This window comes from Collimonas sp. GW821-FHT02H07 (assembly GCF_059421505.1).
The window spans coordinates 398,761-424,410 of the sequence record NZ_JBWKVC010000001.1 but is presented as its reverse complement, the minus strand read 5'-3'; the positions used below and the strand labels follow the sequence as shown (position 1 = coordinate 424,410).

At 59.6% G+C, this 25,650-nt stretch carries 25 protein-coding genes and 1 tRNA gene; 3 read left to right on the top strand and 23 right to left on the bottom strand.

The window, feature by feature from the left end:
* Nucleotides 1-67 precede the first annotated feature (67 nt).
* The 6 genes from AC07V8_RS01755 to AC07V8_RS01730 form a co-directional block, all read right to left on the bottom strand.
* Nucleotides 68-142 (bottom strand) — tRNA-Val (locus AC07V8_RS01755).
* Between the two features lie 92 nt (nucleotides 143-234).
* Nucleotides 235-2,502, bottom strand: a complete 2,268-nt coding sequence (locus AC07V8_RS01750) for a RelA/SpoT family protein (protein WP_494676928.1) — start codon at nucleotides 2,500-2,502, stop codon at nucleotides 235-237.
* A 10-nt stretch (nucleotides 2,503-2,512) separates the two neighbouring features.
* Nucleotides 2,513-2,863, bottom strand: a complete 351-nt coding sequence (locus AC07V8_RS01745; protein WP_494676929.1) for a RidA family protein — start codon at nucleotides 2,861-2,863, stop codon at nucleotides 2,513-2,515.
* A 33-nt stretch (nucleotides 2,864-2,896) separates the two neighbouring features.
* A complete protein-coding gene (locus AC07V8_RS01740) occupies nucleotides 2,897-3,763 on the bottom strand; it encodes an alpha/beta fold hydrolase (protein ID WP_494676930.1) in 867 nt (288 codons plus the stop codon).
* A gap of 223 nt (nucleotides 3,764-3,986) precedes the next feature.
* Nucleotides 3,987-4,640: a 3-oxoacid CoA-transferase subunit B gene (locus tag AC07V8_RS01735; protein WP_494676931.1), complete on the bottom strand. Its 654-nt coding sequence runs from the start codon at nucleotides 4,638-4,640 to the stop codon at nucleotides 3,987-3,989.
* Between the two features lie 19 nt (nucleotides 4,641-4,659).
* Complete coding sequence (locus AC07V8_RS01730; RefSeq protein ID WP_494676932.1) at nucleotides 4,660-5,361, bottom strand: CoA transferase subunit A; 702 nt, start codon at nucleotides 5,359-5,361, stop codon at nucleotides 4,660-4,662.
* A gap of 124 nt (nucleotides 5,362-5,485) precedes the next feature.
* On the opposite strand from AC07V8_RS01730, the gene AC07V8_RS01725 reads away from it, so the two are divergent.
* Nucleotides 5,486-6,061: a LuxR C-terminal-related transcriptional regulator gene (locus tag AC07V8_RS01725; RefSeq protein WP_494676933.1), complete on the top strand. Its 576-nt coding sequence runs from the start codon at nucleotides 5,486-5,488 to the stop codon at nucleotides 6,059-6,061.
* 7 nt (nucleotides 6,062-6,068) lie between these two features.
* Here the strand turns inward: AC07V8_RS01725 and AC07V8_RS01720 are convergent, their stop codons facing one another.
* Nucleotides 6,069-6,488 (bottom strand): acyl-CoA thioesterase, encoded by a 420-nt coding sequence (locus AC07V8_RS01720; protein WP_494676934.1) that lies wholly within the window; start codon nucleotides 6,486-6,488, stop codon nucleotides 6,069-6,071.
* A gap of 445 nt (nucleotides 6,489-6,933) precedes the next feature.
* Between AC07V8_RS01720 and AC07V8_RS01715 the strand changes: the two genes are divergently transcribed.
* Nucleotides 6,934-8,625 carry an electron transfer flavoprotein-ubiquinone oxidoreductase gene (locus AC07V8_RS01715; protein ID WP_494676935.1) on the top strand — a complete coding sequence of 564 codons (1,692 nt, stop codon included), beginning with the start codon at nucleotides 6,934-6,936 and terminating at the stop codon, nucleotides 8,623-8,625.
* A gap of 87 nt (nucleotides 8,626-8,712) precedes the next feature.
* Nucleotides 8,713-9,522, top strand: coding sequence for a metallophosphoesterase (locus AC07V8_RS01710; protein WP_494676936.1), 810 nt, complete (start codon nucleotides 8,713-8,715; stop codon nucleotides 9,520-9,522).
* Nucleotides 9,523-9,609: 87 nt separating this feature from the next.
* Here AC07V8_RS01710 and AC07V8_RS01705 read toward each other — a convergent pair whose 3' ends face one another.
* From AC07V8_RS01705 to AC07V8_RS01630, 16 genes are all read right to left on the bottom strand, one after another.
* The gene (locus AC07V8_RS01705) at nucleotides 9,610-10,167 is read right to left on the bottom strand and encodes an NUDIX domain-containing protein (RefSeq protein ID WP_494676937.1); all 558 of its coding nucleotides are present in this window, start codon (nucleotides 10,165-10,167) and stop codon (nucleotides 9,610-9,612) included.
* 129 nt (nucleotides 10,168-10,296) lie between these two features.
* Entirely contained in the window at nucleotides 10,297-10,611 is a 315-nt protein-coding gene (locus tag AC07V8_RS01700) for a DUF2818 family protein (RefSeq protein ID WP_494676938.1), read from the bottom strand.
* A gap of 4 nt (nucleotides 10,612-10,615) precedes the next feature.
* Entirely contained in the window at nucleotides 10,616-12,121 is a 1,506-nt protein-coding gene (gene nuoN, locus AC07V8_RS01695) for an NADH-quinone oxidoreductase subunit NuoN (RefSeq protein ID WP_494676939.1), read from the bottom strand.
* A 116-nt stretch (nucleotides 12,122-12,237) separates the two neighbouring features.
* The gene (locus AC07V8_RS01690) at nucleotides 12,238-13,725 is read right to left on the bottom strand and encodes an NADH-quinone oxidoreductase subunit M (RefSeq protein WP_494676940.1); all 1,488 of its coding nucleotides are present in this window, start codon (nucleotides 13,723-13,725) and stop codon (nucleotides 12,238-12,240) included.
* 49 nt (nucleotides 13,726-13,774) lie between these two features.
* Complete coding sequence (gene nuoL / locus AC07V8_RS01685) at nucleotides 13,775-15,832, bottom strand: NADH-quinone oxidoreductase subunit L (protein WP_494676941.1); 2,058 nt, start codon at nucleotides 15,830-15,832, stop codon at nucleotides 13,775-13,777.
* Between the two features lie 83 nt (nucleotides 15,833-15,915).
* Nucleotides 15,916-16,224 carry an NADH-quinone oxidoreductase subunit NuoK gene (nuoK, locus tag AC07V8_RS01680; RefSeq protein ID WP_098497950.1) on the bottom strand — a complete coding sequence of 103 codons (309 nt, stop codon included), beginning with the start codon at nucleotides 16,222-16,224 and terminating at the stop codon, nucleotides 15,916-15,918.
* A gap of 12 nt (nucleotides 16,225-16,236) precedes the next feature.
* Nucleotides 16,237-16,902 carry an NADH-quinone oxidoreductase subunit J gene (locus tag AC07V8_RS01675; protein ID WP_098497951.1) on the bottom strand — a complete coding sequence of 222 codons (666 nt, stop codon included), beginning with the start codon at nucleotides 16,900-16,902 and terminating at the stop codon, nucleotides 16,237-16,239.
* Nucleotides 16,903-16,957: 55 nt separating this feature from the next.
* Entirely contained in the window at nucleotides 16,958-17,446 is a 489-nt protein-coding gene (gene nuoI, locus AC07V8_RS01670) for an NADH-quinone oxidoreductase subunit NuoI (RefSeq protein ID WP_014005585.1), read from the bottom strand.
* Between the two features lie 17 nt (nucleotides 17,447-17,463).
* Nucleotides 17,464-18,531 carry an NADH-quinone oxidoreductase subunit NuoH gene (gene nuoH / locus AC07V8_RS01665; protein WP_494677232.1) on the bottom strand — a complete coding sequence of 356 codons (1,068 nt, stop codon included), beginning with the start codon at nucleotides 18,529-18,531 and terminating at the stop codon, nucleotides 17,464-17,466.
* The gene (gene nuoG / locus AC07V8_RS01660; protein ID WP_494676942.1) at nucleotides 18,531-20,873 is read right to left on the bottom strand and encodes an NADH-quinone oxidoreductase subunit NuoG; all 2,343 of its coding nucleotides are present in this window, start codon (nucleotides 20,871-20,873) and stop codon (nucleotides 18,531-18,533) included. The genes nuoH and nuoG overlap by 1 nt, the downstream gene beginning before the upstream one ends.
* Nucleotides 20,874-21,007: 134 nt before the next feature.
* Nucleotides 21,008-22,303 (bottom strand): NADH-quinone oxidoreductase subunit NuoF, encoded by a 1,296-nt coding sequence (nuoF, locus tag AC07V8_RS01655; RefSeq protein WP_211440682.1) that lies wholly within the window; start codon nucleotides 22,301-22,303, stop codon nucleotides 21,008-21,010.
* Entirely contained in the window at nucleotides 22,300-22,779 is a 480-nt protein-coding gene (nuoE, locus tag AC07V8_RS01650) for an NADH-quinone oxidoreductase subunit NuoE (RefSeq protein WP_494676943.1), read from the bottom strand. Before nuoE ends, nuoF begins: the two co-directional genes overlap by 4 nt.
* Nucleotides 22,780-22,834: 55 nt before the next feature.
* On the bottom strand, nucleotides 22,835-24,088 hold the full coding sequence (locus tag AC07V8_RS01645; protein WP_211472994.1) for an NADH-quinone oxidoreductase subunit D: 1,254 nt from the start codon (nucleotides 24,086-24,088) through the stop codon (nucleotides 22,835-22,837).
* Nucleotides 24,088-24,684 (bottom strand): NADH-quinone oxidoreductase subunit C, encoded by a 597-nt coding sequence (locus AC07V8_RS01640; RefSeq protein ID WP_494676944.1) that lies wholly within the window; start codon nucleotides 24,682-24,684, stop codon nucleotides 24,088-24,090. The genes AC07V8_RS01645 and AC07V8_RS01640 overlap by 1 nt, the downstream gene beginning before the upstream one ends.
* Nucleotides 24,685-24,693: 9 nt before the next feature.
* Nucleotides 24,694-25,170: a NuoB/complex I 20 kDa subunit family protein gene (locus tag AC07V8_RS01635; protein ID WP_211440679.1), complete on the bottom strand. Its 477-nt coding sequence runs from the start codon at nucleotides 25,168-25,170 to the stop codon at nucleotides 24,694-24,696.
* Nucleotides 25,171-25,173: 3 nt separating this feature from the next.
* The gene (locus AC07V8_RS01630; RefSeq protein ID WP_061946053.1) at nucleotides 25,174-25,533 is read right to left on the bottom strand and encodes an NADH-quinone oxidoreductase subunit A; all 360 of its coding nucleotides are present in this window, start codon (nucleotides 25,531-25,533) and stop codon (nucleotides 25,174-25,176) included.
* Between the last annotated feature and the right edge of the window lie 117 nt (nucleotides 25,534-25,650).

Genomic DNA, 25,650 nt, shown 5'->3' with positions numbered 1-25,650 from the left:
CAGATCGATCGAAATATCGCGGATACTTTCCCGACTGGCTTAACTTATTGATTTAAAACAGGAATTCTGGTGGGAAGTACAAGTTTCGAACTTGTGACCTATCGCGTGTGAGGCGATCGCTCTACCCCTGAGCTAACCTCCCGGAGAGGCCGCCATTATGACACAAACTTTCTGGAAAATAAAGCAGGCGCGGAGACAAAGCTGACAGCCCTCCCCGCGCCTGTTGAGCCAGGCTTATTGGCGCTTGGCTTCGAGTACCCCTTTCACCTCGCGAATCACCGTCAGCGCCTTCTGCAGCTGGGCGGTAGAGGCGATTTCGGCGGTGAACGCCATCCGCGCATGGGCCTTCGCGCTTTGCGTGCTGACGCCGATGACGTTGATTTTCTCGCGCAGGAACACTTCCGAGATATCCCGCAGCAGGCCCTGGCGGTCGCTGGCCAGCACGAAGATGTCTACCGGGTAGACGGTTTCCGCTTCCTGTGCGCCCCAGGTGGTCTGGATCACCCGCTCCGGCGCCTTGATGCGCATCTCGGCGAAATTCTTGCAGTTTTCGCGATGGATCGATACGCCCTTGCCGCGCGTGATGAAGCCGACCACGGGATCGGGCGGCGCCGGCTTGCAGCACTTGGCCAGCTGCGTCATCAGGCCGTCGGTGCCGACCACCAGCACGCCGGATTTACCGCCATGCACTACGCTGGAGGCGCGGCTCTTGCGAGTGATAGCGGCCTCTTCAAACTCGCTGCCGTGCTCGATCGGCTTGATGCCGTGGTCGTCGTGCAGCGCCTGTTCGACGTGGCGCAGGCTGAATTCATCCTTGCCTAGCGCCAGCAGCAAATCTTCCAGCTTGGCGAATTCCAGCTTGCGCGCCAGCTCTTCCAGGTTGACCGCGGTCTTGCCTTCGCGCTGCAGGGTCTTGTCCAGCAGGCTGCGGCCGGTGGCCAGGGTCTCCTGCTGTTCGATGGCGTTGAACCAGGCGCGCACCTTGGAACGGGTGCGGGCGCTGGCGGCGTAGCCCGGCGTGAGCCAGTCGCGCGAGGGGCCGGAGCCGCCGGGGGCATTCTTGGCCGTGATGATTTCCACCGTCTGGCCATTCTTCAGCGGCGTATTCAACGGCACCATGCTGCCGTCCACCCGCGCGCCGCGGCAGCGGTGGCCGACGTCGGTGTGCAGGTAGTAGGCGAAATCGATGGGCGTGGCGCCGCTCGGCAATTCGATCACGCGCGCCTGCGGCGTCAGCACGTAGATGTGGTCGTTGAGGGTAGCCTGCTTGAGTTTTTCCAGCCACTCGCGGCGGCTGTCTTCATGCTCCACCACGGCATCCACCACTTCGCTTTTCCAGGCCAGCAGCTGGCGCAGCCAGGCGATTTTCTCGTCGTATTTCTGCGCCGAGAAATTGGAACTGCCGGACTCCTTGTAGCGCCAGTGCGCCGCCACCCCGTATTCGGCGAAATGGTGCATTTCATTGGTGCGGATCTGCACTTCGAGGGCGCGGTCGTCATCGGCCAGCACCACCGTATGCAGCGACTGATAGCCGTTCTGTTTCGGGCGCGAGATGTAGTCGTCGAACTCTTTCGGGATCGGCACCCAGATGTTGTGCACGATGCCCAGCACCGTATAGCAAGTCTTGACGTCGTCGACGATCACGCGAAAAGCGCGGACGTCGTACAGTTCGGAAAAATCCAGGTCCTTGCCTTGCATCTTGTTCCAGATGCTGAAGATGTGCTTGGGCCGGCCCGAGACTTCGGCCTTGATGTCGGCCGCCGCCAGCTCGCTGCGCAGGCGCGTGATGGCGGCATCGACAAAGCCTTCGCGCTCGATGCGGCGCTCTTCCAGCATCTTGGCGATGCGCTTGTAGGTGACCGGATCGATGAAGCGGAACGACAGGTCTTCCAGCTCCCACTTGAGCTGCCAGATGCCAAGGCGGTTGGCCAGCGGCGCATACAGGTCGAGCGTCTCGCGCGCATACTGGCTGGTGCGCTCGTTTTCCATCTTTTGTTCGGAAAAATAGCGCAGCGCGGTAACGCGCGAAGCCAGCCGCACCAGCACCACCCGCATGTCGGTGGCCATCGCCAGCAGCATCTTGCGCAGGGTTTCCACCTGGCTGGCGGCCTGCTGCGCGGCGTTCTTGCCGCGCATGACTTCCTGCGGCAAGCCGAAGGTAAAGCCGTGCAGGCGCATCAGCTGGCGGATGCCGCTGACCAGGTCGGATATTTCCTTGCCGAAGCGCTGCTCGATGGTGTCGGCGTAGCTGGCGTCCAGCAAGGGCAGCTCGAACAGCAAGGCGGCGATGCGGGTTTCGACATCGGTATCGAGCAAGGCCAGGATGCTGGCCACGCCTTGTGAAAAATCGAGCGTGCTCTGGCCGGTAGTGATGACGTTATCGGCGTACAGCGGCTCGACGAACGCCAGCGCGTCCAGCACGCGCGCGCTGTCGGCCGCACTCAGGCCGGCGGTGCACAGCTGGATTTGCGTAGCGCGTTGTGTTGCAGTGAGCGAAACCATGCTTGCATCTTTATTTTTGCGCGGCGACCACGATAATTTCTATCAGGATTTCAGGACGCGCGAGTTTAGCTTCTACCGTGGCCCGCGGCGGCGCATTGCCGGCGGCGACCCACTCATCCCAGACCAGGTTCATGCCATCGAAATCCTTGACGTCGGCCAGGTAGATCTGGCAGGACAGGATGTGATGCTTGTCGCTGCCGGCTTCGGCCAGCAGGCGGTCGATATGGCCGAGCGTCTCGCGCGTCTGGCCTTCGATGTTCTGGGTGGTGTCTTCGGCCAGTTGCCCGGCCAGGTACACGGTACTGTTATGGATGGCGACTTCCGAAAGTCTCTTGCCGACATGCAGGCGCTGGATAGTCATGAATCATCTCCTTTAAGAATAAATGACAGCAAATCAACCGATCAGAAAATCGGCGACAATTTCAATCTGGTCGGTATGCAGCAAGGTGGGCGCATGGCCGACGCCGGCCAGCTCCACCAGCTTGGCCTTGGGGCCGCATTGCGTCATCAGCTGCGCCGTCTCAGGCGACAGCAAATCGGACTCGGCGCCGCGCAGCAGCAAGGTCGGGCAGCTGATCGCCTTGTAGGCGTTCCACAGCAGCATTTCCGACAGCTTGAAGGTTTCCGGCGTGGTCGACTTGAAAGGCTCGGCCAGTTTCAAATCGTAGTGGCGGGTCCATTCGCCGCCGGCGTTCTGATGCAGCACGTCGGCCGCCAGCTTGCGCCACTCGGCGTCGGTGTGCGGGCCGAACGATGCCGAGATGGCGCGCACGTAGGCCGCCGCTTCGTCAAATGTAGGGAAGCGCATGTCGGCGCCGATGTATTCGCCGATGCGCCCCATCGCATCCGCATTCAAGGTCGGACCGACATCGTTCAACACCAGCTTGCGCAGGGGATTGTCCGGCAGCGAGGCCAGGCCGATGCCGATCAGGCCGCCCATCGAGGTGCCGACCAGGTCGACGGTTTCGGCGTTGAGCCGGGCCAGCAAGGTGACCACGTCGTTCAGGTATTGCGGCAGCACATAGTATTGCGGATCGCGCAGCCAGCCGGAACGGCCGCGCCCCACCACGTCCGGACAGATCACCCGGTAGGTATCGCATAGTGCGCGCGCCAGCTGGTCGAAATCGTCGGAGACGCGGGTGACGCCGTGCAGGCACAGCAATACATTCGGATTATGCGGATCGCCCCACTCCTGGTAGGCCATTTTGTGCAGGCCGGCGGGAGAAATGCATTGAACAGACTTGTGCGCGGCGATGGTCATCGGTACCCCGTTTCGGTTAAGGCTTGCTGGACGGCGGCAAACAGCTGCGGGCAGCGCGTTTGCTTTGCGGATATACAACATCTTATCGCATATGCCCCCTCCCTTGCACCTTACCTTGAACATTAGGGATGCATCCGGCGCCGCGCAAAGAAAAACGGCGCCTGACAAATGTGTCAGACGCCGCTTTTTCTGGAACGCCGGCCGGGCCGGCATCTTCCCGATCTTAGTGCAATGCGCTCAGGTCCAGCTCCGTCCCGGTTTGCGCGACGATATCTTCGCGGCTGACGCCCGGCGCCAGCTCGATCACCTTCAGGCCTTGCGGCGTCACATCCAGCACGCCGAGGTCGGTGATGATGCGGTTGACCACGCCGACGCCGGTCAGCGGCAGGTTGCAGGCTTCCAGGATCTTGTGCGAGGTGGTGCCGTCCTTGGCCTTGGCCACGTGCTCCATCAGCACCACCACGCGGCCGACACCGGCCACCAGGTCCATCGCACCGCCCATGCCCTTGACCAACTTGCCCGGAATCATCCAGTTGGCCAGATCGCCATTCCTGGACACCTGCATGGCGCCCAGGATGGCGATATTGATCTTACCGCCGCGTATCATGGCGAAGGAATCGGCGGAACTGAAATAAGCCGATCCCGGCAAGGAAGTCACGGTCTGCTTGCCGGCGTTGATCAGGTCGGCGTCGACCTTGTCTTCGGTCGGAAACGGGCCGATGCCGAGCAAGCCGTTTTCCGACTGCAGCCAGACTTCGATTTCCTTAGGTACATGGTTGGCAACCAGGGTCGGCAAGCCGATGCCGAGGTTGACGTAAAAACCATCTTGCAATTCCTTTGCCGCGCGCGCGGCCATTTCATCACGTGTCCATGCCATTTTGTTCTCCTGGTCTGGTTTATTCTGCTGGGCGAACGGTACGCTGTTCGATACGCTTTTCCGGGCTCGCATTGACGACGATGCGGTGCACAAAAATACCCGGCGTATGGACCTGGTCCGGATCGATCTCGCCCACCTCGACCAGGTGCTCAACTTCCACCACGGTGATTTTCCCGGCCATGGCGACGTTCGGGTTGAAGTTGCGGGCGGTCTTGTTGAACACCAGGTTGCCGCTGCGGTCCCCCTTGTAAGCCTTGACCAGGGACACGTCGGCCACGAGCGAACGCTCCATCACATACTTGGCGCCGTCGAAGTCGCGGATTTCCTTGCCTTCCGCGACCAGCGTGCCGACCCCGGTCTTGGTAAAGAAGGCCGGGATGCCGGCGCCGCCGGCGCGCAGCTTTTCCGCCAGCGTGCCCTGCGGCGTGAATTCCAGCTCGAGTTCGCCGGCCAGGTATTGCCGCTCGAATTCCTTGTTCTCGCCGACATACGAAGCAATCATTTTCTTGATCTGGCGGGTGGTCAGCAATTGTCCGAGGCCGAAGCCATCGACGCCGGCGTTGTTGGAAATCGCCGTCAGCTCTTTCACGCCGGAATCGCGCAACGCCAGGATCAGCGCCTCAGGGATGCCGCACAGGCCGAAACCGCCTACGGCGATGGTCTGGCCATCCTTGACTATGCCGGCCAACGCGCTTGCCGCGTCAGGATAAACTTTGTTCATGCCTTGCCTCCTGTTTGTGTAAACTAGCTATTATTGCTCTGATTGCTCTGCCCTTGGTCTGTTAGCATATGATGAAGTAACACATCCAACAATACCGTAAAACTACGAACTCAAGCTGCAGCCAGTGCCATTGCCCAATTCCGCTATCGATTACCAGACCATTTTCGCCCATGCGCCGATAGGCATGTGCGTTTCCGAACGCCGCATCATGCAGGTGTGCAATCTGGCCCTGACCCGCATGTTCGGCTACCAGCCGGAAGAATTGAACGGTCAGTCGTTCCAGCTGCTGTACCCGACCCAGGACGAGTTCGAGCGCACCGGCGCGCGCATCGTGCCGATCATGAACGCCAAAGGGGTTTATTCCGACGAGCGCATCATGCGGCGCGCCAGCGGCGAGTTGTTCTGGTGCCATGTCACCGGCCACGCGCTGGTGCCGGCAGACACCCACGCGGCTGGGATCTGGACCTTCGAGGATTTGAGCGAAAAACGCCGGGCTTCGGCCGTGCTGTCGCCGCGCGAACGCGAGATCGCAGCCTTGCTGGTAGAGGGCAAGACCAGCAAGCTGATCGGCAAGCAGATCGGCCTCAGCCCGCGCACGGTGGAAATGCACAGGGCCAACCTGATGAAGAAATTTGCCGCGTCGACGTCCAGCGAGCTAGTGCACCGCCTGCTCGGCATTACGCAGGCAGAGCGGGTTTAGCGAACGTTCAGGCCGGCGCTGAAGGGCTAGTCAGCAACTGGCGCAGGTCATCGGGCAAAGGCATGGATTTTTCCAGGTCGAAATCGACCCAGACGATTTTTGCCGTACCTTCGGCGAACACCACGTCTGGCATGTCGGCGCGGCGGATTTCGTAGCTGGCCTCGAAGCTGGAGCGGCCGATGGCGCCGATATAGGATTTGACCTCGACTTCGCAGGGGTATTTCAATTGACGCAAGAAACTGCACTGCGCGTTGACCAGCACCGGCCCGTGGCGGGAATCGAAATCGCTGCCGAGTTCTTGCAGCCATTCGATGCGCGCCTGTTCCATATAGCGGAAATAAATCGTATTGTTGACGTGGCCGAGCGCATCCATATCGCCCCAGCGCATCGCGATTCGCGTGGTGTGGACGTGTTTTCTGGTTTCCATTATTTCAACTTTCGTGAATACTGTCGTGATCTGCCTCAGCCGGCTGCAAGCAGCATCGGTCCGGTGCGTTGCTCAACATGCGAGGAACAACACTAACCGCTGAGGAAGCCCAGGGCCTATTAACCTTTGATTTGGGAGATGCGTTCCCGCCAAAACGTGTGCTGGCAAGGCGCGTGGCGTAGCTGGGGCTGAAGCCCCAGCAAGCCATGCAACGCCGCCAGCGCACGTTTTGGCGGGAACCCTTCGGGAACGGCTGCAGGCGTCACATGCCGTTGTTGCTTCTCCTTGCCGTAGCACCGCTACGGCGCGTCGGCGCGCCTAGGCCTGTAACGCCTGCCGCGCGTTCGCACTCCCAAATCAAAGGTTAATAGGCCCTAGCATTCTGCCGCAAAATCCCCGACAATTAGCACATCCGTTCGAAAAATTAATGATAGGTAAAGAGACAATGACTCCAACCCCAGGGCAGAACCAGCAGAATCTCCTAGAACAATACGGTCCGCGCGAAGCGATGGAATACGATGTGGTGGTGGTCGGCGGCGGCCCCGCCGGCCTGGCCGCGGCGATCCGCCTCAAGCAGCAAGCCGCTGAGCAAGGGCGCGAAGTGTCCGTCTGCGTGCTGGAAAAAGGCAGCGAGATCGGCGCCCACATCCTGTCCGGCGCGGTGATGGACCCGCAGGCGCTGACCGAACTGCTGCCAAACTGGAAAGAACTGGGCGCGCCGCTGACGACCGAAGTCAGTGAAGACCGCTTCCTGTTCCTGACCGAGAAAAAAGCCTACAAGACCCCGAACTGGCTGCTGCCGGCCTGCTTCCAGAACCATGGCAATTACGTCATCTCGCTGGCCAATGTCGTGCGCTGGCTGGGCCAGCAGGCGGAACTGCTGGGCGTCGAAATCTTCCCCGGCTTCCCCGCTGCCGAAGTCCTCTACAACGAGGATGGTTCGGTCAAGGGCGTCGCCACCGGCAACATGGGCGTGGACCGCCACGGCCAGCCTACCGACGCCTTCCAGCTCGGCATGGAACTGCACGCCAAGTACACCCTGTTCGCCGAAGGCGCGCGTGGCCATCTCGGCAAGCAGCTGATGGCAAAATTCGACCTCAACAAAGGCAAGGATCCGCAGACCTACGCGATCGGCATCAAGGAGCTGTGGGAAATCGATCCCAAGCTGCATCAGCCGGGCCTGGTGGTGCATACCGCCGGCTGGCCGCTGGATACCCAGACCTATGGCGGCTCCTTCCTGTACCACCTGGAAAACAACCAGGTCGCGGTCGGCTACGTGGTCGGCCTGGCTTACGAGAACCCCTACCTGTCGCCTTACGAAGAATTCCAGCGCTACAAGACACATCCGGAAATCAGCAAATTTTTCCAGGGCGGCAAGCGCATTTCCTACGGCGCCCGCGCGATTACCGCCGGCGGCCTGCAATCGCTGCCCAAGCTGACCTTCCCGGGCGGCGCGCTGATCGGCTGCGATGCCGGCTTCCTCAACGCCAGCCGCATCAAGGGCAGCCACGCCGCCATCAAGACCGGCATGCTGGCCGCCAACGCCGCATTCGAAGCCCTGGGCAACAACCGCCAGTTCGATGAGCTGACCGCCTACAGCCAGGCATTCGAGCAGTCCTGGCTGCATGCAGAACTGCACAAGGCGCGCAATTTCAAGCCGTGGATGAGCAAGGGCCTGTACCTGGGCACCCTGATGGTCGGCATCGACCAGGTAGTGTTCGGCGGCAAAGCGCCATGGACCCTGCGCCACACCCACGCCGATCACGAGTGCCTGAAGCCGGCCGCCAACTACACGCCGATCAAGTATCCGAAGCCGGACGGCAAGCTGACCTTCGACCGCCTGTCGTCGGTGTTCATTTCCAACACCAACCACGCCGAAGACCAGCCCATCCACCTGACCCTGAAAGATCCGAACGTCCCGGTCAACGTCAACCTGCGCGACTATGCCGGACCGGAAGCACGCTACTGCCCAGCCGGCGTGTATGAATTCGTCACCAACGGGGACAATACCGAACGCCTGCAGATCAATGCGCAGAACTGCGTGCATTGCAAGACTTGCGACATCAAGGATCCGACGCAAAATATCGTGTGGGTGACGCCGGAAGGCGGCGGCGGACCGAATTATCCGAATATGTAATTTCACCTTGAAGGCTGCGCATGCAGCCTTTTTCATACTTATCCAATGACAAGCTGGCGCGGCAGACACAATTACCCGGCACGCAGGTTGAGCGAACGCACGCTCAACTTCCTGCTGCTCGATGGCCTCTTCGCCAGGTTAAGCTATCGGCTCGGCTTGCACGGCAAGCTAGGCGTATCGCACTACGCCGTGGAACTGGAACCGAACAAAAGACTAACCACGCCGCTGCGCATAGGATTTGCATCTGACTTCCACGCCGGCCCGACTACCAGCCCGCGGATATTTGCAGATCTTTTCGATGAAATCGATCGCCAGCAGCCGGACGTACTGCTGCTAGGCGGGGATTTTGTTTCCGGGCACGCGCATTATGCGCAGGCGCTCACAGCGGGATTGGCTGCCATCCAGCCCCGCTACGGGAAATATGCGGTCATGGGAAACCACGATCTGTGGGCGAACGATGCGCAACTGTCTGCGATTCTGGACGAAGCCGGCGTGGAGGTATTGATCAACCGCAATCGTCCGCTGCCGGCGCCCTATGAAGCCGTCTCGATCTGCGGCCTGGACGATCCTTGGACCGGCACGCCGGATATACATCAAACGGTCGGCAATGCCGGGGAAATACGCATACTGCTGATGCACGCGCCCGACGGCTTGCTGCTGCTGGACGGCCAGCGCTTCGATCTCAGCTTTGCCGGGCATACGCATGGCGGCCAGGTCGCCTTTGCAGACGGCACGCCCGTCCTCGTGCCACACGGACCGCTTTGCCGGAAGTACCACTTTGGCCGCCACGCGATAGAGCACAATGGCAGCCTGATCGTGAGCCGGGGCGTAGGATGCAGCACTTTACCGATCCGCCTGAACGCGGATCCAGAACTGGTGATCTGCACTTTGTATTAAGAGAGATCAACGTAGGATGGGCACCTGTGCCCACGCGGATGTGGTCCGCTACCGCGTGGGCAAAAAAACTTGCCCACCCTACGATGCTTAAGACAGTCTCCAATCGCCGGCGACAATTTTTTCAAGCCAGAAAGTGCCGATCACGGTTTTGACGTCGGTGACCTTGCCTTCCCTTACCCAGCCCAGCATATCCGTCAGCGGCGCCTTGAAGACATCCAGGAATTCGCCGTCGTCGAGCTTGCGTTCGCCGGCCACCAGGCCGCGCGCCAGGAACAGCTCCAGGTGCTCGTCGGAATAGGCGATGGCGTTGTGGATGGTGCAGACGTGCTGCCATTCGGTGGCGGTATAGCCGGTTTCTTCCAGCAGTTCGCGCTTGGCGCAGCTCAGGTGATCTTCGCCTTCGTCGATTTTTCCCGCGGGGTACTCAATGAACACTCGTTCCAGAGGATAGCGGTATTGCCGCTCCAGCAGCACCGTGCCGTCTTCGAACAAGGGAAGGATGACGACCGCGCCGGGATGCTTGATGTATTCGCGGGTGGTGGCTTTACCGTCCGGCAGTTCCACCTTGTCGCGCTGCACTTTGAGGAAATGACCGTCGTAGGCGACGGCGGTGGCGATCTGGGTTTCTTTGAGGTGACTATCCATGCAAACGCTCCGGCGAAATGGTGGCAGATGAGACAAGCGGACTGATATGGGATTGTAATGCCTGAGCGCGCAGGCTGTGCTGCGCACCGTATAAGTCGATGCAGGAGGAAGATGCCTCCCTGCCCTGCTTCAGCGATGCTTCTTCAGATAGCGCAGCACGTAGCCGGGATAGGCCAGCACCAGGAACATGCAGCCGGTGACCGCATAGAATTCCCAGCCTTGCGTGAAGGCGTTGCCGATATTCGCTTCCAGCACATGGGCCAGCAGGCCGACCAGCGCATACAGGGCGAGCAACTCCAGCAGGCGCACCCAGATCGGCTTGGCTGCAGCCTGACCGCCGAACTTGAACGGCACCAGCGCGAACAAGCGTTCGTTAAAGAACGGCAGGTTCGCCGCCAGCAGCGCGAGCAGGATGACGAACAGGCTGGAGAGCGAAACGTTCACGCTGTTACGAGGTGACGCGAGCGATGAAACCGGCCAGGGTGCGGACGATAGCCAGGTTGCTGGCATCCATCAGCAAGCCGGGCCACAGGCCCAGCACCAGCACTGCGATGCCGTTCAGGCTCAGCAGGACGCGCACATCGGCATGGGCCACGATAGGCGCACGGTCTTGCGGCTCGTCGAAGTACATCATCTTGATCACGCGCAGGTAGTAGAAGGCGCCGATCAGCGAGAACAGCACGGCCACCACTGCCAGCCAGATCTGCTGGGTGCCGATCACGGCCTGCAGCACCGACAGCTTGGCGTAGAAGCCCATCAATGGCGGAATACCTGCCAGCGACAGCATCAGCACCAGCATCACGCCGGCGAACCAAGGGCTGCGCTGGTTCAAGCCTTTGAAGTCGTCCATGTTTTCCGCTTCAAAGCCGGCACGCGACAGCAGCATGATGACGCCGAAGGTGCCAAGCGTGGTCATGACATAGGTGATCGCATAGAACAAGGCCGAGCTGTAGGCATTGGAGGTCGAGAACAGATTGTTGTCGACGATGCCGCTCAACAGGCCCAGCAGCATGAAGCCCATGTGCGAGATGGTCGAGTAAGCCAGCATGCGCTTGATGTTGGTCTGCGCAATCGCGGTGATGTTACCGATCGCCATCGACAGCACCGCCAGCACGGTCAGCATCTGCTGCCAGTCGACCGCCAGCGGCAGCAGTGCTTCCACCAGCAGGCGGAAGCAGATCGCAAAAGCCGCCAGCTTGGGAGCGCCGCCCAGCAGCAGGGTAACCGCGGTCGGTGCGCCTTGGTAAACGTCCGGCACCCACATATGGAATGGCACCGCGCCAAGCTTGAACGCGAGGCCGCAGACGATGAACACCACGCCGAATACCAGCACGGTATGGTTGATGTTGCCGGAATCCGCGGCGCGGGCCACTTCCACCAGGTCGAGCGAACCGGTGGCGCCGTACAGCATCGACATCCCGTACAGCAGGAAGCCGGAAGCCATCGCGCCCAGCACGAAATATTTCATTGCAGCTTCAGTCGCAGAAGTATTTTCACGACGCAGCGCCACCATCGCGTACAGCGACAGCGACATCAGTTCCAGACCCAGATAGATGCTGAGGAAATTGCTGCCGGAAATCATCACCATCTGGCCCAGCAAGGTGAACAAGGCCAAAGGATAGAATTCGCCGCCCAGGTGGCCGCCCACCATGGCGCGCGCGCTCACATAGCTGCGCGAGTACACCAGGGTCATCGCCACCGCCACATAGGAAACCAGTTTCAGCAGGCTGGAGAGCGGATCGGAAACGAACATGTTGTGAAAGGTATAAACCGTCTCCCCGCTTTCGAATGCGCCCAGCGTCAATACAAAGCACACGGCCAGCACGGCCAGCGTCAGGTAATAGGTGATATGGCGCTTGGCATCCGAAACGAACATATCGATCAGCAGCACGACCGAAGTCGCGATCAGCAGAAAGATTTCCGGATAAACAGGGATCAGATTCATGTTATTCATTTATTTGCCACTTATTTTTGTACACTGCGCTTCTATCTAGTCAGTTGAGGACAGAGTAACTCGTCGCGCTACGGCGACTCTTAAACACTCGCCGTGCGCCTCTGTCCCGCAATTTATCAGTTTAACTTGGTGATCGCGACGTGCTTCAGCAGATCGGCCACCGATACCTGCATGGCATCGGTGAACGGCGCCGGATACAGGCCCATCGCGATGACGGCAATCGCCAGGACACCCAGCATGGCGAACTCACGCTTGTTCAGGTCCAGCATTTCTTTCACATGCGAATTGGTGACGGCGCCGAACACCACGCGCTTGACCAGCCACAGCGAATAGGCTGCGCCCAGGATCAGCGCGGTCGCCGCCAGCAGGCCGATCCAGAAGTTGAATTTGACCGCGCCCAGGATCACCATGAACTCGCCGACGAAGCCGGAAGTGCCTGGCAAGCCGGAATTGGCTAGCGAGAACAACACGAACAGGGCAGCGAAACGCGGCATGACGTTGACGACGCCACCGTAGGCCGAAATTTCACGAGTGTGCATGCGGTCGTACAGCACGCCGATACACAGGAACATTGCGCCGGAGACGAAGCCGTGAGAAATCATTTGCACGATGCCGCCCTGCACGCCGATGTCGTTGAAGATAAAGAAGCCGAGCGTGACGAAGCCCATGTGCGCGATCGACGAATAGGCGATCAGCTTCTTCATGTCTTTCTGCACCAGCGCCACCAGGCCGATATAGATCACGGCGATCAGCGACAAGGTGATGATGAAGCCGGCCAGGTAGTGGCTGGCGTCAGGCGTGATCGGCAGCGAGAAACGCAGGAAGCCGTAGCCGCCCAGCTTCAGCATGATGGCCGCCAGCACCACCGAGCCGCCGGTCGGCGCTTCCACGTGGGCGTCAGGCAACCAGGTATGCACCGGCCACATCGGCACCTTGACGGCAAACGCGATCAGAAAAGCCAGGAAGATCAGGATCTGTTCCGACATGTCCAGCGGCAGCTGGTGCCAGGTCAGGATTTCGAAAGTGCCCGAATGGAAGTACAGGTACAGCAAAGCCACCAGCATCAGCAGCGAGCCCATCAGCGTGTACAGGAAGAACTTGATCGCTGCATATACCCGGTTGCTGCCGCCCCAGACGCCGACGATGATGAACATCGGGATCAGGGTCGCTTCGAAGAATACGTAGAACAGCATGCCGTCCAACGTGCAGAAGACGCCGATCATCAGGCCCGACAGGATCAGGAAAGCGCCCATGTACTGCGCGACTTTCTTCTCGATCACCTGCCATGCCGAAATCACCACCAGCACCGTGATGAAAGCGGTCAGCGGGATGAACCACAGCGAGATGCCGTCGATGCCGAGGAAATAATTGATGTTGAAGCGGTCGATCCATACCGACTTTTCAACAAACTGCATGCCCTGGAAACCGTTGTCGAACTGGCGCACGATCGGCAAGGTGACGACGAAACTGACCGCTGCACCCAGCAGCGAAAGCCAGCGCACCAGGGTTGGATTGTCGTCGCGGCCCACTGCCAGGACGAGGATACCAAACGCGACCGGACACCAGATCGCGAGGCTGAGAAGAGGGAAAGTTGACTGCATCATATGTATTATTTATCTACCTTGCTGAGTTTGCCGAGTTAGCTTTAGCAGCTTATTTGAACGGATACGGCATGAACCAAACCAGGAAACCCAGCACGCCGATAATCATCACGAACGCATAGTGATAGATATAGCCGGATTGCCAGAGACGGGTGATCTTCGAGAACCAGTTGACCGCCTTGGCGCTGCCGTTGACGATCAGGCCGTCGATCAGGCCGCGGTCGCCGGCGTTCCACAAGCCGCGGCCCAGCATGCGGGCGCCGCCGGCAAAGACGATGTCGTTGAACTTGTCCATATAGTATTTGTTGTCGAGCAGCGCGAAGATCGGACCGCTCTTCTGCTTGATCGCCGCAGGCAGGCGCGGATTGACCATATAGCAGTAGTAGGCGGCGGCGACGCCGGCAATCGCCAGCCACAGCGGGGCCGAACTGAATGCGTGCGCAACCATGCCGATCGGTCCGTGGAAATCGGTACGCAGTTCTTCCATCGCATGGTGAGCTTCATTGACGAAAATCACGTCCTTGAAGAAGTTGCCGAACAGCATCGGCTCGATCGCGAAGAAACCGATGACGGCGGATGGAATCGCCAGCAGGACTAGCGGCAGCGTCACCACCCAAGGTGACTCGTGCGGCTTCTGGCCTGGCTCCAGGCCATGGTGGGCATGCCCGTCTTCCGAATCTTCATGATGATCGGCATTGGCGTCGTGTGCATGATGTGCATCATGTGCCTTGCCAAAGCGCTCTTCGCCATGGAACACCATGAAGTACATGCGGAAGGAATAGAAGGCGGTCACGAAGACGCTGGCCAGCACGGCGAAATAGGCAAAACCGGAGCCGAACAGGGTCGATGCATGCGCCGCTTCGATGATGCTGTCCTTGGAATAGAAGCCGGAGAAGAACGGCGTGCCGATCAGGGCCAGCGAACCGACCAGCGAAGTGATCCAGGTGATCGGCATATATTTGCGCAGGCCGCCCATGTTGCGCATGTCCTGGTCATGGTGCAGGCCGATGATCACGGAGCCGGCGCCGAGGAACAGCAAAGCCTTGAAGAAGGCGTGCGTCATCAGGTGGAACACCGCTACCGAGTAGGCCGAAGCGCCCAGCGCCACGGTCATGTAGCCCAGCTGCGACAAGGTCGAGTAGGCAACCACGCGTTTGATGTCGGTCTGGATCACGCCGAGGAAGCCCATGAACAGCGCCGTGATCGAACCGATGATCAGGATGAAGGACAAGGCAGTATCGGACAGCTCGAACAGCGGCGACATGCGAGTCACCATGAAGATACCGGCGGTCACCATGGTCGCCGCGTGGATCAGTGCGGAAATCGGAGTCGGGCCTTCCATCGAATCGGGCAGCCAGACGTGCAGCGGGAACTGCGCCGACTTGCCCATGGCGCCGATGAACAGGCAGATGCAGGCCACTGTCAGCAGCATCCAGTCGCTGCCCGGCAGGGTCAGTTGCGCCAGGATGCCCTTTTGCGCGAACACTTCGGTGTAGTTCATCGAGCCCGAATACGCCAGCAGCAAGCCGATGCCGAGGATGAAGCCGAAGTCGCCGACGCGGTTGACCAGGAAGGCTTTCATGTTGGCGAAGATCGCCGTCGGACGGGTGTACCAGAAACCGATCAGCAGGTACGACACCAGGCCCACCGCTTCCCAGCCGAAGAACAGCTGCAGGAAGTTGTTGCTCATGACCAGCATCAGCATCGAGAAGGTGAACAGGGAAATGTAGGAGAAGAAGCGGTTATAGCCTTCGTCGTCCTGCATGTAGCCGATGGTATAGATATGCACCATCAGCGAGACAAAGGTCACCACGCACATCATCATCGCGGTCAGGCTGTCGATCAGGAAACCGACCTCCAGCTTGACGCCGCCGACCGTCATCCAGGTGTACAAGGTGCCGTTGAACGTGGCGCCGTCGATCACCTGCAGCAAGGTCTGCACGGAAATGATCAGAGCGATCAGCACGCCCAGGATCGTGACCGTATGCGAGGTCTTGCGACCGACCAGATTGCCGAAGAATTTGGTACCGAATAAGCCCGCGATCGCGGCACCAGCCAGGGGTGCCAACGGTACGGCAAGAAGTAATTGTGGGTTAAGTTGCCCCGCCATGATGAACCTTATCTTTATTCGTTATTTGTTGTCTGCGTACTCTTCACATGCCGCGCCGACTCTCGCCGGCGAGGCAAACCTCGTCAACCCTTCAGGCTATCGAGGTCCTCCACGTTGATGGTGTCCAGGTTGCGGAACAACGCCACCAGGATGGCCAGGCCGATTGCCGCTTCAGCGGCCGCCACCGTGAGGATGAAGAAAACGAAAATCTGCCCTGCCGCATCACCCAGGTAATACGAAAAGGCGATGAAGTTCATGTTCACCGCCAGCAGCATCAGTTCGATTGCCATCAGCAATACGATGAGGTTCTTGCGGTTCAGAAAAATGCCGACGACGCCGATCGAGAACAGGATCGCGCCGAGGATCAGATAGTGAGCGAGCGAAAGTACCATGTTGCGTCCTTGTTATTTTTGTGGGGCTGGCGGCGCAGCCGGAGTGGCCGGAGCAACAGGTACGGCCGGCGCGATCGGATCCATCTTGGCTTCCGATTTCATCTTGACGATGCGCACGCGGTCAGTGCTCTTGACCTTGACTGCAGCCGAAGGCGCGAAATACTTGCTGTCCTTGCGGCGACGCAGGGTCAGCGCAACCGCAGCCACGATCGCCACCAGCAGAATCACTGCGGCGATTTCAAAGGCGTACACGTATTCGGTGTAGATCAGCTTGCCCAGTTCCTTGGTGTTGCCGATGTTGGCTGAGATCGCCGGCACGTCGGCGTCGCCGCCCTGGAAACCGTGGAATATGACGCCAGCCATTTCCAGCACGATGATGGTGCCGACCGTGGCCCCGAGCGGAAAGTAGCCCCAGAATCCCTCTCGCATTTTCTCGATATTGACATCCAGCATCATCACCACGAACAGGAACAGCACCATCACGGCGCCGACATACACCAGCACCAGCACGATAGAAAGGAATTCAGCTTTGAGCAGCATCCAGATACCGGCTGCCGAGAAGAACGCCAGCACCAGGAACAGCGCGGAGTGCACCGGATTGCGGGCGGTGATAACGCGCAAGGCGGCCAGCACCAGCACCACCGAAAACGCGTAGAACAAGAAGGTCTTAAATTCCATAATGGCCCAGAAAGTCGGCTAAAAAAGCTTCGCTAATCATCAAACACTAGCGTTGTTATCGGTATGCGGCATCCGCGGCACGCGCCGCAGCAATTTCAGGTTCGTAACGATCGCCCACCGCCAGCAGCATTTCCTTGGTGTAGTACAGATCGCCGCGTTTTTCACCGTGGTATTCCAGGATGTGGGTCTCGACGATCGAATCGACCGGGCAAGACTCTTCGCAGAAACCGCAGAAAATGCATTTGGTCAGATCGATATCGTAACGCGTGGTGCGGCGCGAACCGTCGGCACGCTGTTCCGATTCAATCGTGATGGCCATTGCCGGGCACACTGCTTCACACAGTTTGCAGGCGATGCAGCGCTCTTCGCCGTTCGGGTAGCGGCGCAGCGCATGCAGGCCGCGGAAACGCGGCGACTGCGGCGTCTTCTCTTCCGGGAACAGTACCGTAATCTTGCGTGCAAACAGGTAGCGCCCGGTCAGGCGCAATCCCTTGAGCAGCTCCAGCAGCATCAGACTGCCGAAAAAATCCTTGATGGCTTCCATTTACTCTATACCTTCCATTACTTCCAGATATTCCATGGACTTTGAATCCAGGCTGCGACGATCACCAGATACACGAGAATCAGCGGGATGAATACTTTCCAGCCCAGGCGCATGATCTGGTCATAGCGATAACGCGGGAACGAGGCACGCACCCAGATGAACACCGACAGCATGAAGAAGGTCTTCGCGCCGAGCCAGATCCAGCCTGGGATCCAGTCCAGCAGCGCCAGCGGCGAGGCCCAGCCGCCCATGAACAGCAGCGCTGTCAGGATCGACACCAGGATCATGTTGGCGTATTCGGCCAGGAAGAACATCGCGAACGACATGCCCGAGTATTCGATCATGTGGCCGGCCACGATTTCCGATTCGCCTTCCACCACGTCGAACGGGTGACGGTTGGTTTCGGCGATGCCGGAGATGAAATAGATCAGGAACACAGGCAGCAGCGACAGCCAGTTCCAGGACAGGAAGCCGACCCCGTGATCGAAGAAATAGCCCTTGCTCTGCGCGTTGACGATATCGATCAGGTTCAGGCTGCCCGACACCATCAGCACGATCACCAGCGCGAAGCCCATCGAGATTTCGTAGGACACCATCTGCGCCGAAGCGCGCATCGCGCCGAGGAAAGCGTACTTGGAGTTGGAGGCCCAGCCGGCGATGATCACGCCGTAGACTTCCATCGACGTGATGGCCATCACGAACAGCAGGCCGGCGTTGACGTTGGCCAGCACGGTTTCCGGACCGAACGGCACCACCGCCCAGGCTGCGAGCGCCGGCATGATGGTCATGATCGGGGCGATGAAAAACAATACTTTATTGGCGCGCGTCGGCACCGTGACTTCCTTCAGCAGCAGCTTGACGGCGTCGGCGATCGGTTGCAGCAAGCCGGCGGGACCAACCCGGTTAGGACCGACGCGGATATGCATCCAGCCGATCAGCTTGCGTTCCCAGTAAGTCATGTAGGCCACGCACAGCAGCAGCGGCACCAGCACGACGATGATCTTGACCAGGTTCCAGACCAGGGGCCAGAGGCCGCCGAGCAAATCGGCGCCGGTGGCATTGATGGCGGCGATGAAGTGATCCATCATGCTTTCTCCACTACGATAGAACCAAACATCGCACCCAAGGCTGCGGTCGAGGCATGCGAAGCGGCTACCCGCACCACATTTTCCGGCAAGGATGCATCAATCGCTGCCAGCAGCGAAGCGCTGCCCTGCCCTTGCTTGACAGTCACGCGGTCGCCGCCGGCGATGCCCAGCTTGGCCGCCAGCGCTGCCGGCAACCATGCTTGCGGCGCCTGGCCGTCCACGGTTTCCTGCAACGATGTCGCACGCCGGACTACGGCGTCGCCAAAATAAATAGGCACATCGGCGATGCGTTCCAGCGCGCCGTCGGCGGTTTGTGCAACGGCTTGCGGCTGCAGGTCGCTGATATTGTTCAGGCCGGCTGCCAGCTTGGCCGCGGCGACTTCGCCGGTGCCCAGCACTTCGTCGCGGATCGCTTCCGAAGTGTCGTAGTCGAACCCAGGCAGGCCCAGCAGGTTGCCCAGCACGCGCAATACCTTCCAGGCCGGACGGGCATCGCCGGCAGGACGCACGGTGCCGTTGAAGCTTTGGGCACGGCCTTCGCAGTTGACGAAAGTGCCGGAAGTTTCGGTGAACGGTGCGATCGGCAGCAGTACGTCGGCGTAATCGGCGCCATGCTTGTAGGCCGACAGCGTAACAACCATTTCAGCTTGCTTCAGAGCGGCGACTGCGGCTTGCGGGTCGAAGCTGTCCAGTTCCGGTTCCGCGTTCAGCAGCACATAGGCTTTGTGCGGTTGCGCGAAAATCTGTTGTGCGTTACGTCCCTTGCCGGCGGCAGGCAAGGCGTTGGCCCAATAGCCGCCGACGGTGTTGCCGGCTTCTGTCAGGTAGCCAAACTTGGCGTCGGTCTGCTGCGCGATCCATTGCGCCACAGCGTGCAATTGCGATGCTTGCGGATGCTGCGCCGCCGCGTTGCCCAGCAATACTGCCTTGGCGTCGCCCGACAACAGGCTGGCCGCGGTCTGCTTGGCTGCCGCCGATGGCTCGACATTCTCGAAGCCGGCCGGCGTTGCCACGCCCTTGGCTTGCGCCACGGCGACCGCGACCTGCCCCAGCATCGCCAGCCAGGCTGACGGTGCGGCGATGATCTTGTTGGCGACCGGCATCAGCAGGTCGTCGTCGGCTGCATGCAGGATGCTCAGCTTGGCGCCGCGCTTGACGCTCAGGCGCATGCGGGCCGACAGTAAAGGATGATCCTTGCGCAGGAAGGAGCCGATGATGAAAGCACGGTTCAGCTGCGCGAATTCATTGATCGACATGCCCAGCCATGGCGTGACCTTGCCGTCCAGCGCAAAGTCGGACTGGCGCAGGCGGAAATCGATGTTTTCGGAACCCAGGCCGCGCACTACTTTTTGCAGCAGCGACAGTTCTTCCAGCGTCGAATACGGCGTGCCGACAGCGGCGATCGCATCGACGCCATGTTCGTGGCGGATATTTCGCAAACCGTGCGCGACATATTCCAGCGCGGTTTGCCATTCGACTTCCTGCCACTTGCCGTCTTGCTTGAGCATCGGCTTGGTCAGACGCTCGGCGCTGTTCAAGCCTTCATAGGCGAAGCGGTCCTTGTCCGACAGCCAGCATTCGTTGACGTCGTTGTTTTCCAGCGGCAGCACGCGCATCACCTTGCCGGACTTGACTTGCACCACCAGGTTGGCGCCCAGGCCGTCATGCGGGCTGACCGATTTGCGGCGCGACAATTCCCAGGTACGAGCGCTGTAGCGGAACGGTTTCGAGGTCAGCGCGCCGACCGGGCACAGGTCGATCATGTTGCCCGACAATTCCGAATTGACGGTCTTGCCGACGAAGGTGGTGATCTCGGAATGCTCACCGCGGCCGACCATGCCGAATTCCATCACGCCGGCGATTTCCTGGCCGAAGCGGACGCAGCGGGTGCACTGGATGCAACGGCTCATTTCCTGCATGGAGATCAGCGGACCGGCGTCTTTCGGCGCCACCACGCGCTTTTCTTCTTCGTAGCGGGACGACGACTTGCCGTAGCCGACCGCCAGATCCTGCAACTGGCACTCACCGCCCTGATCGCAGATCGGGCAATCCAGCGGGTGGTTGATCAGCAGGAATTCCATCACGCTCTTTTGCGCAGTAGTGGCCTTGTCGCTGGCGGTGCGCACGATCATGCCGGCAGTCACCGGCGTGGCGCAGGCCGGCAGGGCCTTCGGCGCTTTTTCCACCTCGACCAGGCACATGCGGCAGTTAGCCGCGATGGAGAGTTTTTTGTGATAGCAGAAATGAGGAATGTAGGTGCCAATCTTGTTGGCAGCATCCATTACCATGCTGCCCTCTTGGACTTCCACTTTCTTGCCGTCTATTTCGATTTCAACCATGGCTTCTATTTTTCCTGCCTAAATATTTTGGTAGGGTGGGCACCCGTGCCCACGCATGAACCAACTCGCAATGCCAGTCTCTGCACCAATGTTGCATTCCGCGTGGGCACAAAAACGTGCCCACCCTACATGGCTTAAACGTATGCCGGCACCAAGCAATGCTTATGCTCGATGTGATATTCAAATTCTTCGCGGTAGTTCTTGAGGAAACCGCGCACTGGCATCGCAGCCGCATCGCCGAGCGCGCAGATGGTGCGGCCCATGATGTTGCCCGCCACCGTATCCAGCAGATCCATGTCTTCCGGACGGCCGTGGCCGGTTTCGATGCGATGCACCAGGCGGTACAGCCAGCCGGTGCCTTCGCGGCATGGCGTGCACTGGCCGCAGGATTCTTCAAAGTAGAAGTACGACAGGCGCAGCAGCGATTTCACCATGCAGCGCGTTTCATCCATCACGATCACGGCGCCCGAACCCAGCATCGAGCCGGCCTTGGCGATCGAATCGTAATCGAGATCGGTGTCCATCATGACCTCGCCGCGAATCACCGGCGCGGACGAGCCGCCAGGGATCACGGCCTTGATCTTCTTGCCGCCGCGCATGCCGCCGGCCAGTTCCATCAGCTTGGCGAACGGCGTGCCCAGCGGCACTTCGTAATTACCCGGCTTTTCAACGTCGCCCGAGATCGAGAAGATCTTGGTGCCGCCATTGTTCGGCTTGCCCAGCGCAGCATAAGCTTCGCCGCCCATGTTCAGCAGGAACGGCACCGCTGCAAAAGTCTCGGTGTTGTTGATCGTGGTCGGCTTGCCGTACAGGCCGAAGCTGGCAGGGAAAGGCGGCTTGAAGCGCGGCTGGCCCTTCTTGCCTTCCAGCGATTCCAGCAAGGCGGTTTCTTCGCCGCAGATGTAAGCGCCATAACCGTGGAATGCGTGCAGCTGGAAATTGAATTCGCTGCCGAAGATCTTGTCGCCCAGGGCGCCGGCGGCGCGCGCCTCTTCCAGCGCTTCTTCAAAGCGTTCGTAGCCGGACCAGATTTCGCCGTGGATGTAGTTGTAGCCGACCGAAATGCCCATGGCGTAAGCGCCGATGGCCATGCCTTCGATCAGCGAATGCGGATTGTAGCGGATGATGTCGCGGTCTTTGAATGTGCCCGGCTCGCCTTCGTCGGTGTTGCAGACCAGGTACTTCTGGCCCGGGAACTGGCGCGGCATGAAGCTCCACTTCAGGCCGGTCGGGAAACCCGCGCCGCCGCGGCCGCGCAGCGAACCGGCCTTGAGTTCGGCGATGACTTGTTCCGGCGTGATTTTTTCAGACAGGATGCGCTTGAGGGCGGTATAGCCGCCGCGCTTGACGTAATCGGCGTAGTGCCAGTTGTTGCCGTCCAGGTCAGCCAGGATCAGCGGGTTGATGTGACGATTGTGCAGGCTGGTCATTTTTTCAGTTCCTCGATCAAGCCGTCAATCTTTTCGTTCGACATCCAGCTACACATGCGTTTGTTATTCACCAGCAGCACCGGCGCATCGCCGCAGGCGCCCATGCATTCGCCTTCCACCAGCGTGAACTGGCCATCGGCCGTGGTTTCCCGGAAACCGATGCCGAGCTTGTGCTTCAGATGCTCTGCCGCGCGATCGCCGCCGGACAACTGGCATGGCAGGTTGGTGCAGATGCTGATCTTGTGCTTGCCGACCGGCTTGGTGTTGTACATATTGTAAAAGGTCGCGACTTCCTGCACCGCGATCGCCGGCATGCCCAGATAGTCTGCGACATCCTGCATGGTTTCCGGCGCCAGCCAGCCCTTTTCGTCTTGCGCGATCGCCAGCGCGGCCATCACCGCCGACTGTTTCTGGTCGGCGGGGAATTTCGCGACTTCGCGATCGATCTTTTTGTATGTATCTTGACTTAACAACATGTGTTGGCCATTCGTGCGCGGTATGTTGCGCTATAGTTAATTGGTAACAGCAGACTTAACGGTCGATTTCACCGAAAACGATATCCTGCGTACCGATGATGGTGACGGCATCGGCAATCATGTGGCCCTTGGCCATTTCGTTCAACCCTTGCAGATGCGGGAAGCCAGGTGCGCGGATTTTCAGGCGGTAAGGCTTGTTGGCGCCATCGGAGACGATGTAGACGCCGAACTCGCCCTTCGGATGCTCGACTGCGGCATACGCTTCGCCCGGCGGCACATGGAAACCTTCGGTGAAGAGCTTGAAGTGATGGATCAGCTCTTCCATGTTCGATTTCATGTCGACCCGCGACGATGGCGCAACCTTGTGGTTGCTGGTCATCACCGGACCGCTGTTGTTGCGCAGCCATTCCACGCATTGCTTGATGATACGGTTGGACTGGCGCATTTCTTCCATGCGCACCAGGTAGCGGTCATAGCAGTCGCCGTTCTTGCCGACCGGGATATCGAAGTCCAGCAGGTCGTACACTTCGTACGGCTGCTTCTTGCGCAGATCCCATTCGACGCCGGAACCGCGCAGCATCGCGCCGGTGAAGCCCATGGCCTTGGCGCGCTCAGGCGAGACCACGCCGATGCCGACCAGGCGCTGTTTCCAGATGCGGTTATCGGTCAGCAGGGTTTCGTATTCGTCGACGTATTTCGGGAAACGCACGGTAAAGTCTTCGATGAAATCCAGCAGCGAACCCTGGCGGTTTTCATTGAGGGCGCTGATCGCCTTGGCGTTGCGCACCAGCGATGCCTTGTGCTGCGGCATGGTGTCCGGCAGGTCGCGATAGACGCCGCCCGGACGGTAGTAAGCCGCATGCATACGGGCACCCGAAACGGCCTCGTAGCAATCCATCAGGTCTTCGCGTTCGCGGAATGCGTACAACAGCACCGCCATCGCACCGACGTCCAGCGCATGCGCGCCGATCCACATCAGGTGGTTCAGCAGGCGCGTGATTTCGTCGAACATGACGCGGATGTACTGGGCGCGCAGCGGCACTTCCAGGCCCAGCAGGCGTTCGATCGCCATCACGTAGCCGTGCTCGTTGCACATCATCGACACGTAGTCGAGGCGGTCCATATACGGTACGGATTGCAGATAGGTCTTTTGCTCCGCCAGCTTTTCGGTGCCACGGTGCAGCAGGCCGATATGCGGGTCGGCACGCTGGATTACCTCGCCGTCCAGCTCCAGCACCAGGCGCAAAACGCCGTGCGCGGCCGGATGCTGCGGGCCGAAGTTCAGCGTGTAGTTCTTGATTTCTGCCATTATTTGGTCCCGTAGTGTTCTTCACGAATCACCCGCGGCGTGATTTCGCGCGGATCGATCGTTACGGGTTGATAAATTACGCGTTTCTGATCGGCGTCGTAACGCATTTCGACATAGCCCGATATCGGGAAGTCCTTGCGGAAAGGATGGCCGATGAAGCCGTAGTCGGTCAGGATGCGGCGCAAGTCGTTGTGGCCTTCGAACAGGATGCCGAAGAAGTCGAATGCTTCGCGCTCGTACCAGTTGGCCGAAGCCCAGATATCGGTCAGCGAGGCCAGCACCGGCATCTCGTCGTCCGGCGCGAACACACGCACCCGCAGGCGCCAATTGTGCTCGATCGACAGCAGATGGGATACCGCAGCAAAGCGCGCGCCATCCCAGGCGCCGTCGCCGTAGGTCGAATAATCGACGCCGCAAAGGTCGATCAGCTCTTCAAAACGGGTATCGGCGTGATCGCGCAGGACGCGCATCGCCGATAGATAGTTGGCAGCCTTGACGATGATGGTGATCTCGCCGAAGGCCACGGTCAGACTTTGCAGGTCGTCGCCAAGCGCATTGCGCACGGCGGCTTCCAGGGTTTCCAGTTTGGTCGTCATGGTGTTCTCTCAGCGCGCAATCGTATTGGTGCGGCGAATCTTGTTTTGCAACTGGATGATGCCGTACAACAGTGCCTCAGCAGTCGGCGGGCAGCCCGGGACATAGATATCCACCGGCACGATGCGGTCGCAGCCGCGCACCACCGAATACGAGTAATGATAATAGCCGCCGCCGTTGGCGCAGGAGCCCATCGAAATCACCCAGCGCGGTTCCGGCATCTGGTCGTAAACCTTGCGCAGAGCCGGCGCCATCTTGTTGCATAGCGTACCGGCCACGATCATTACATCGGACTGGCGCGGCGACGGACGGAAGATTACACCAAAACGATCGAGATCATAACGCGAGGCGCCGGCGTGGATCATTTCGACGGCACAGCAGGCCAGACCAAACGTCATCGGCCACAGCGAGCCGGTACGGGTCCAGTTGATCAGCTTGTCAGCGGTAGTGGTGACAAAGCCTTCGTTCAATACGCCTTCAATAGACATGACTTACTCCCAATCCAGAGCGCCGCGTTTCCAGATGTACCAGAAGCCAACCGCGAATTCGGCGATAAACACCATCATCGTGACAAAGCCCTGCCATCCGAGGTCGCGCATGGCAACCCCCCACGGGAAGAAAAAAGCGGTTTCCAGATCGAACAAAATGAACAAAATGGCGACAAGGTAGTAACGCACATCGAACTTCATGCGCGCGTCTTCGAATGCTTCGAAGCCGCATTCGTAAGGAGATGTTTTTTGGGAATCGGGCCGATGCGGCCCCAGTATCCGACCCAGCAATTGCGGTGCTACACCTACCGCGATACCGATCAGAATAAACAGCAGGACGGGAAAGTAATTTTCGAGGTTCACGATTATGCGCCAGTAGTTCAAACGATTAGCAGAATGATTTGCGGATCTGACTCATCAGACCTGACGCCCCCAATCCAGCAAACCACACTACAAGTTCCTCGACAAAAAGCCAGCGCA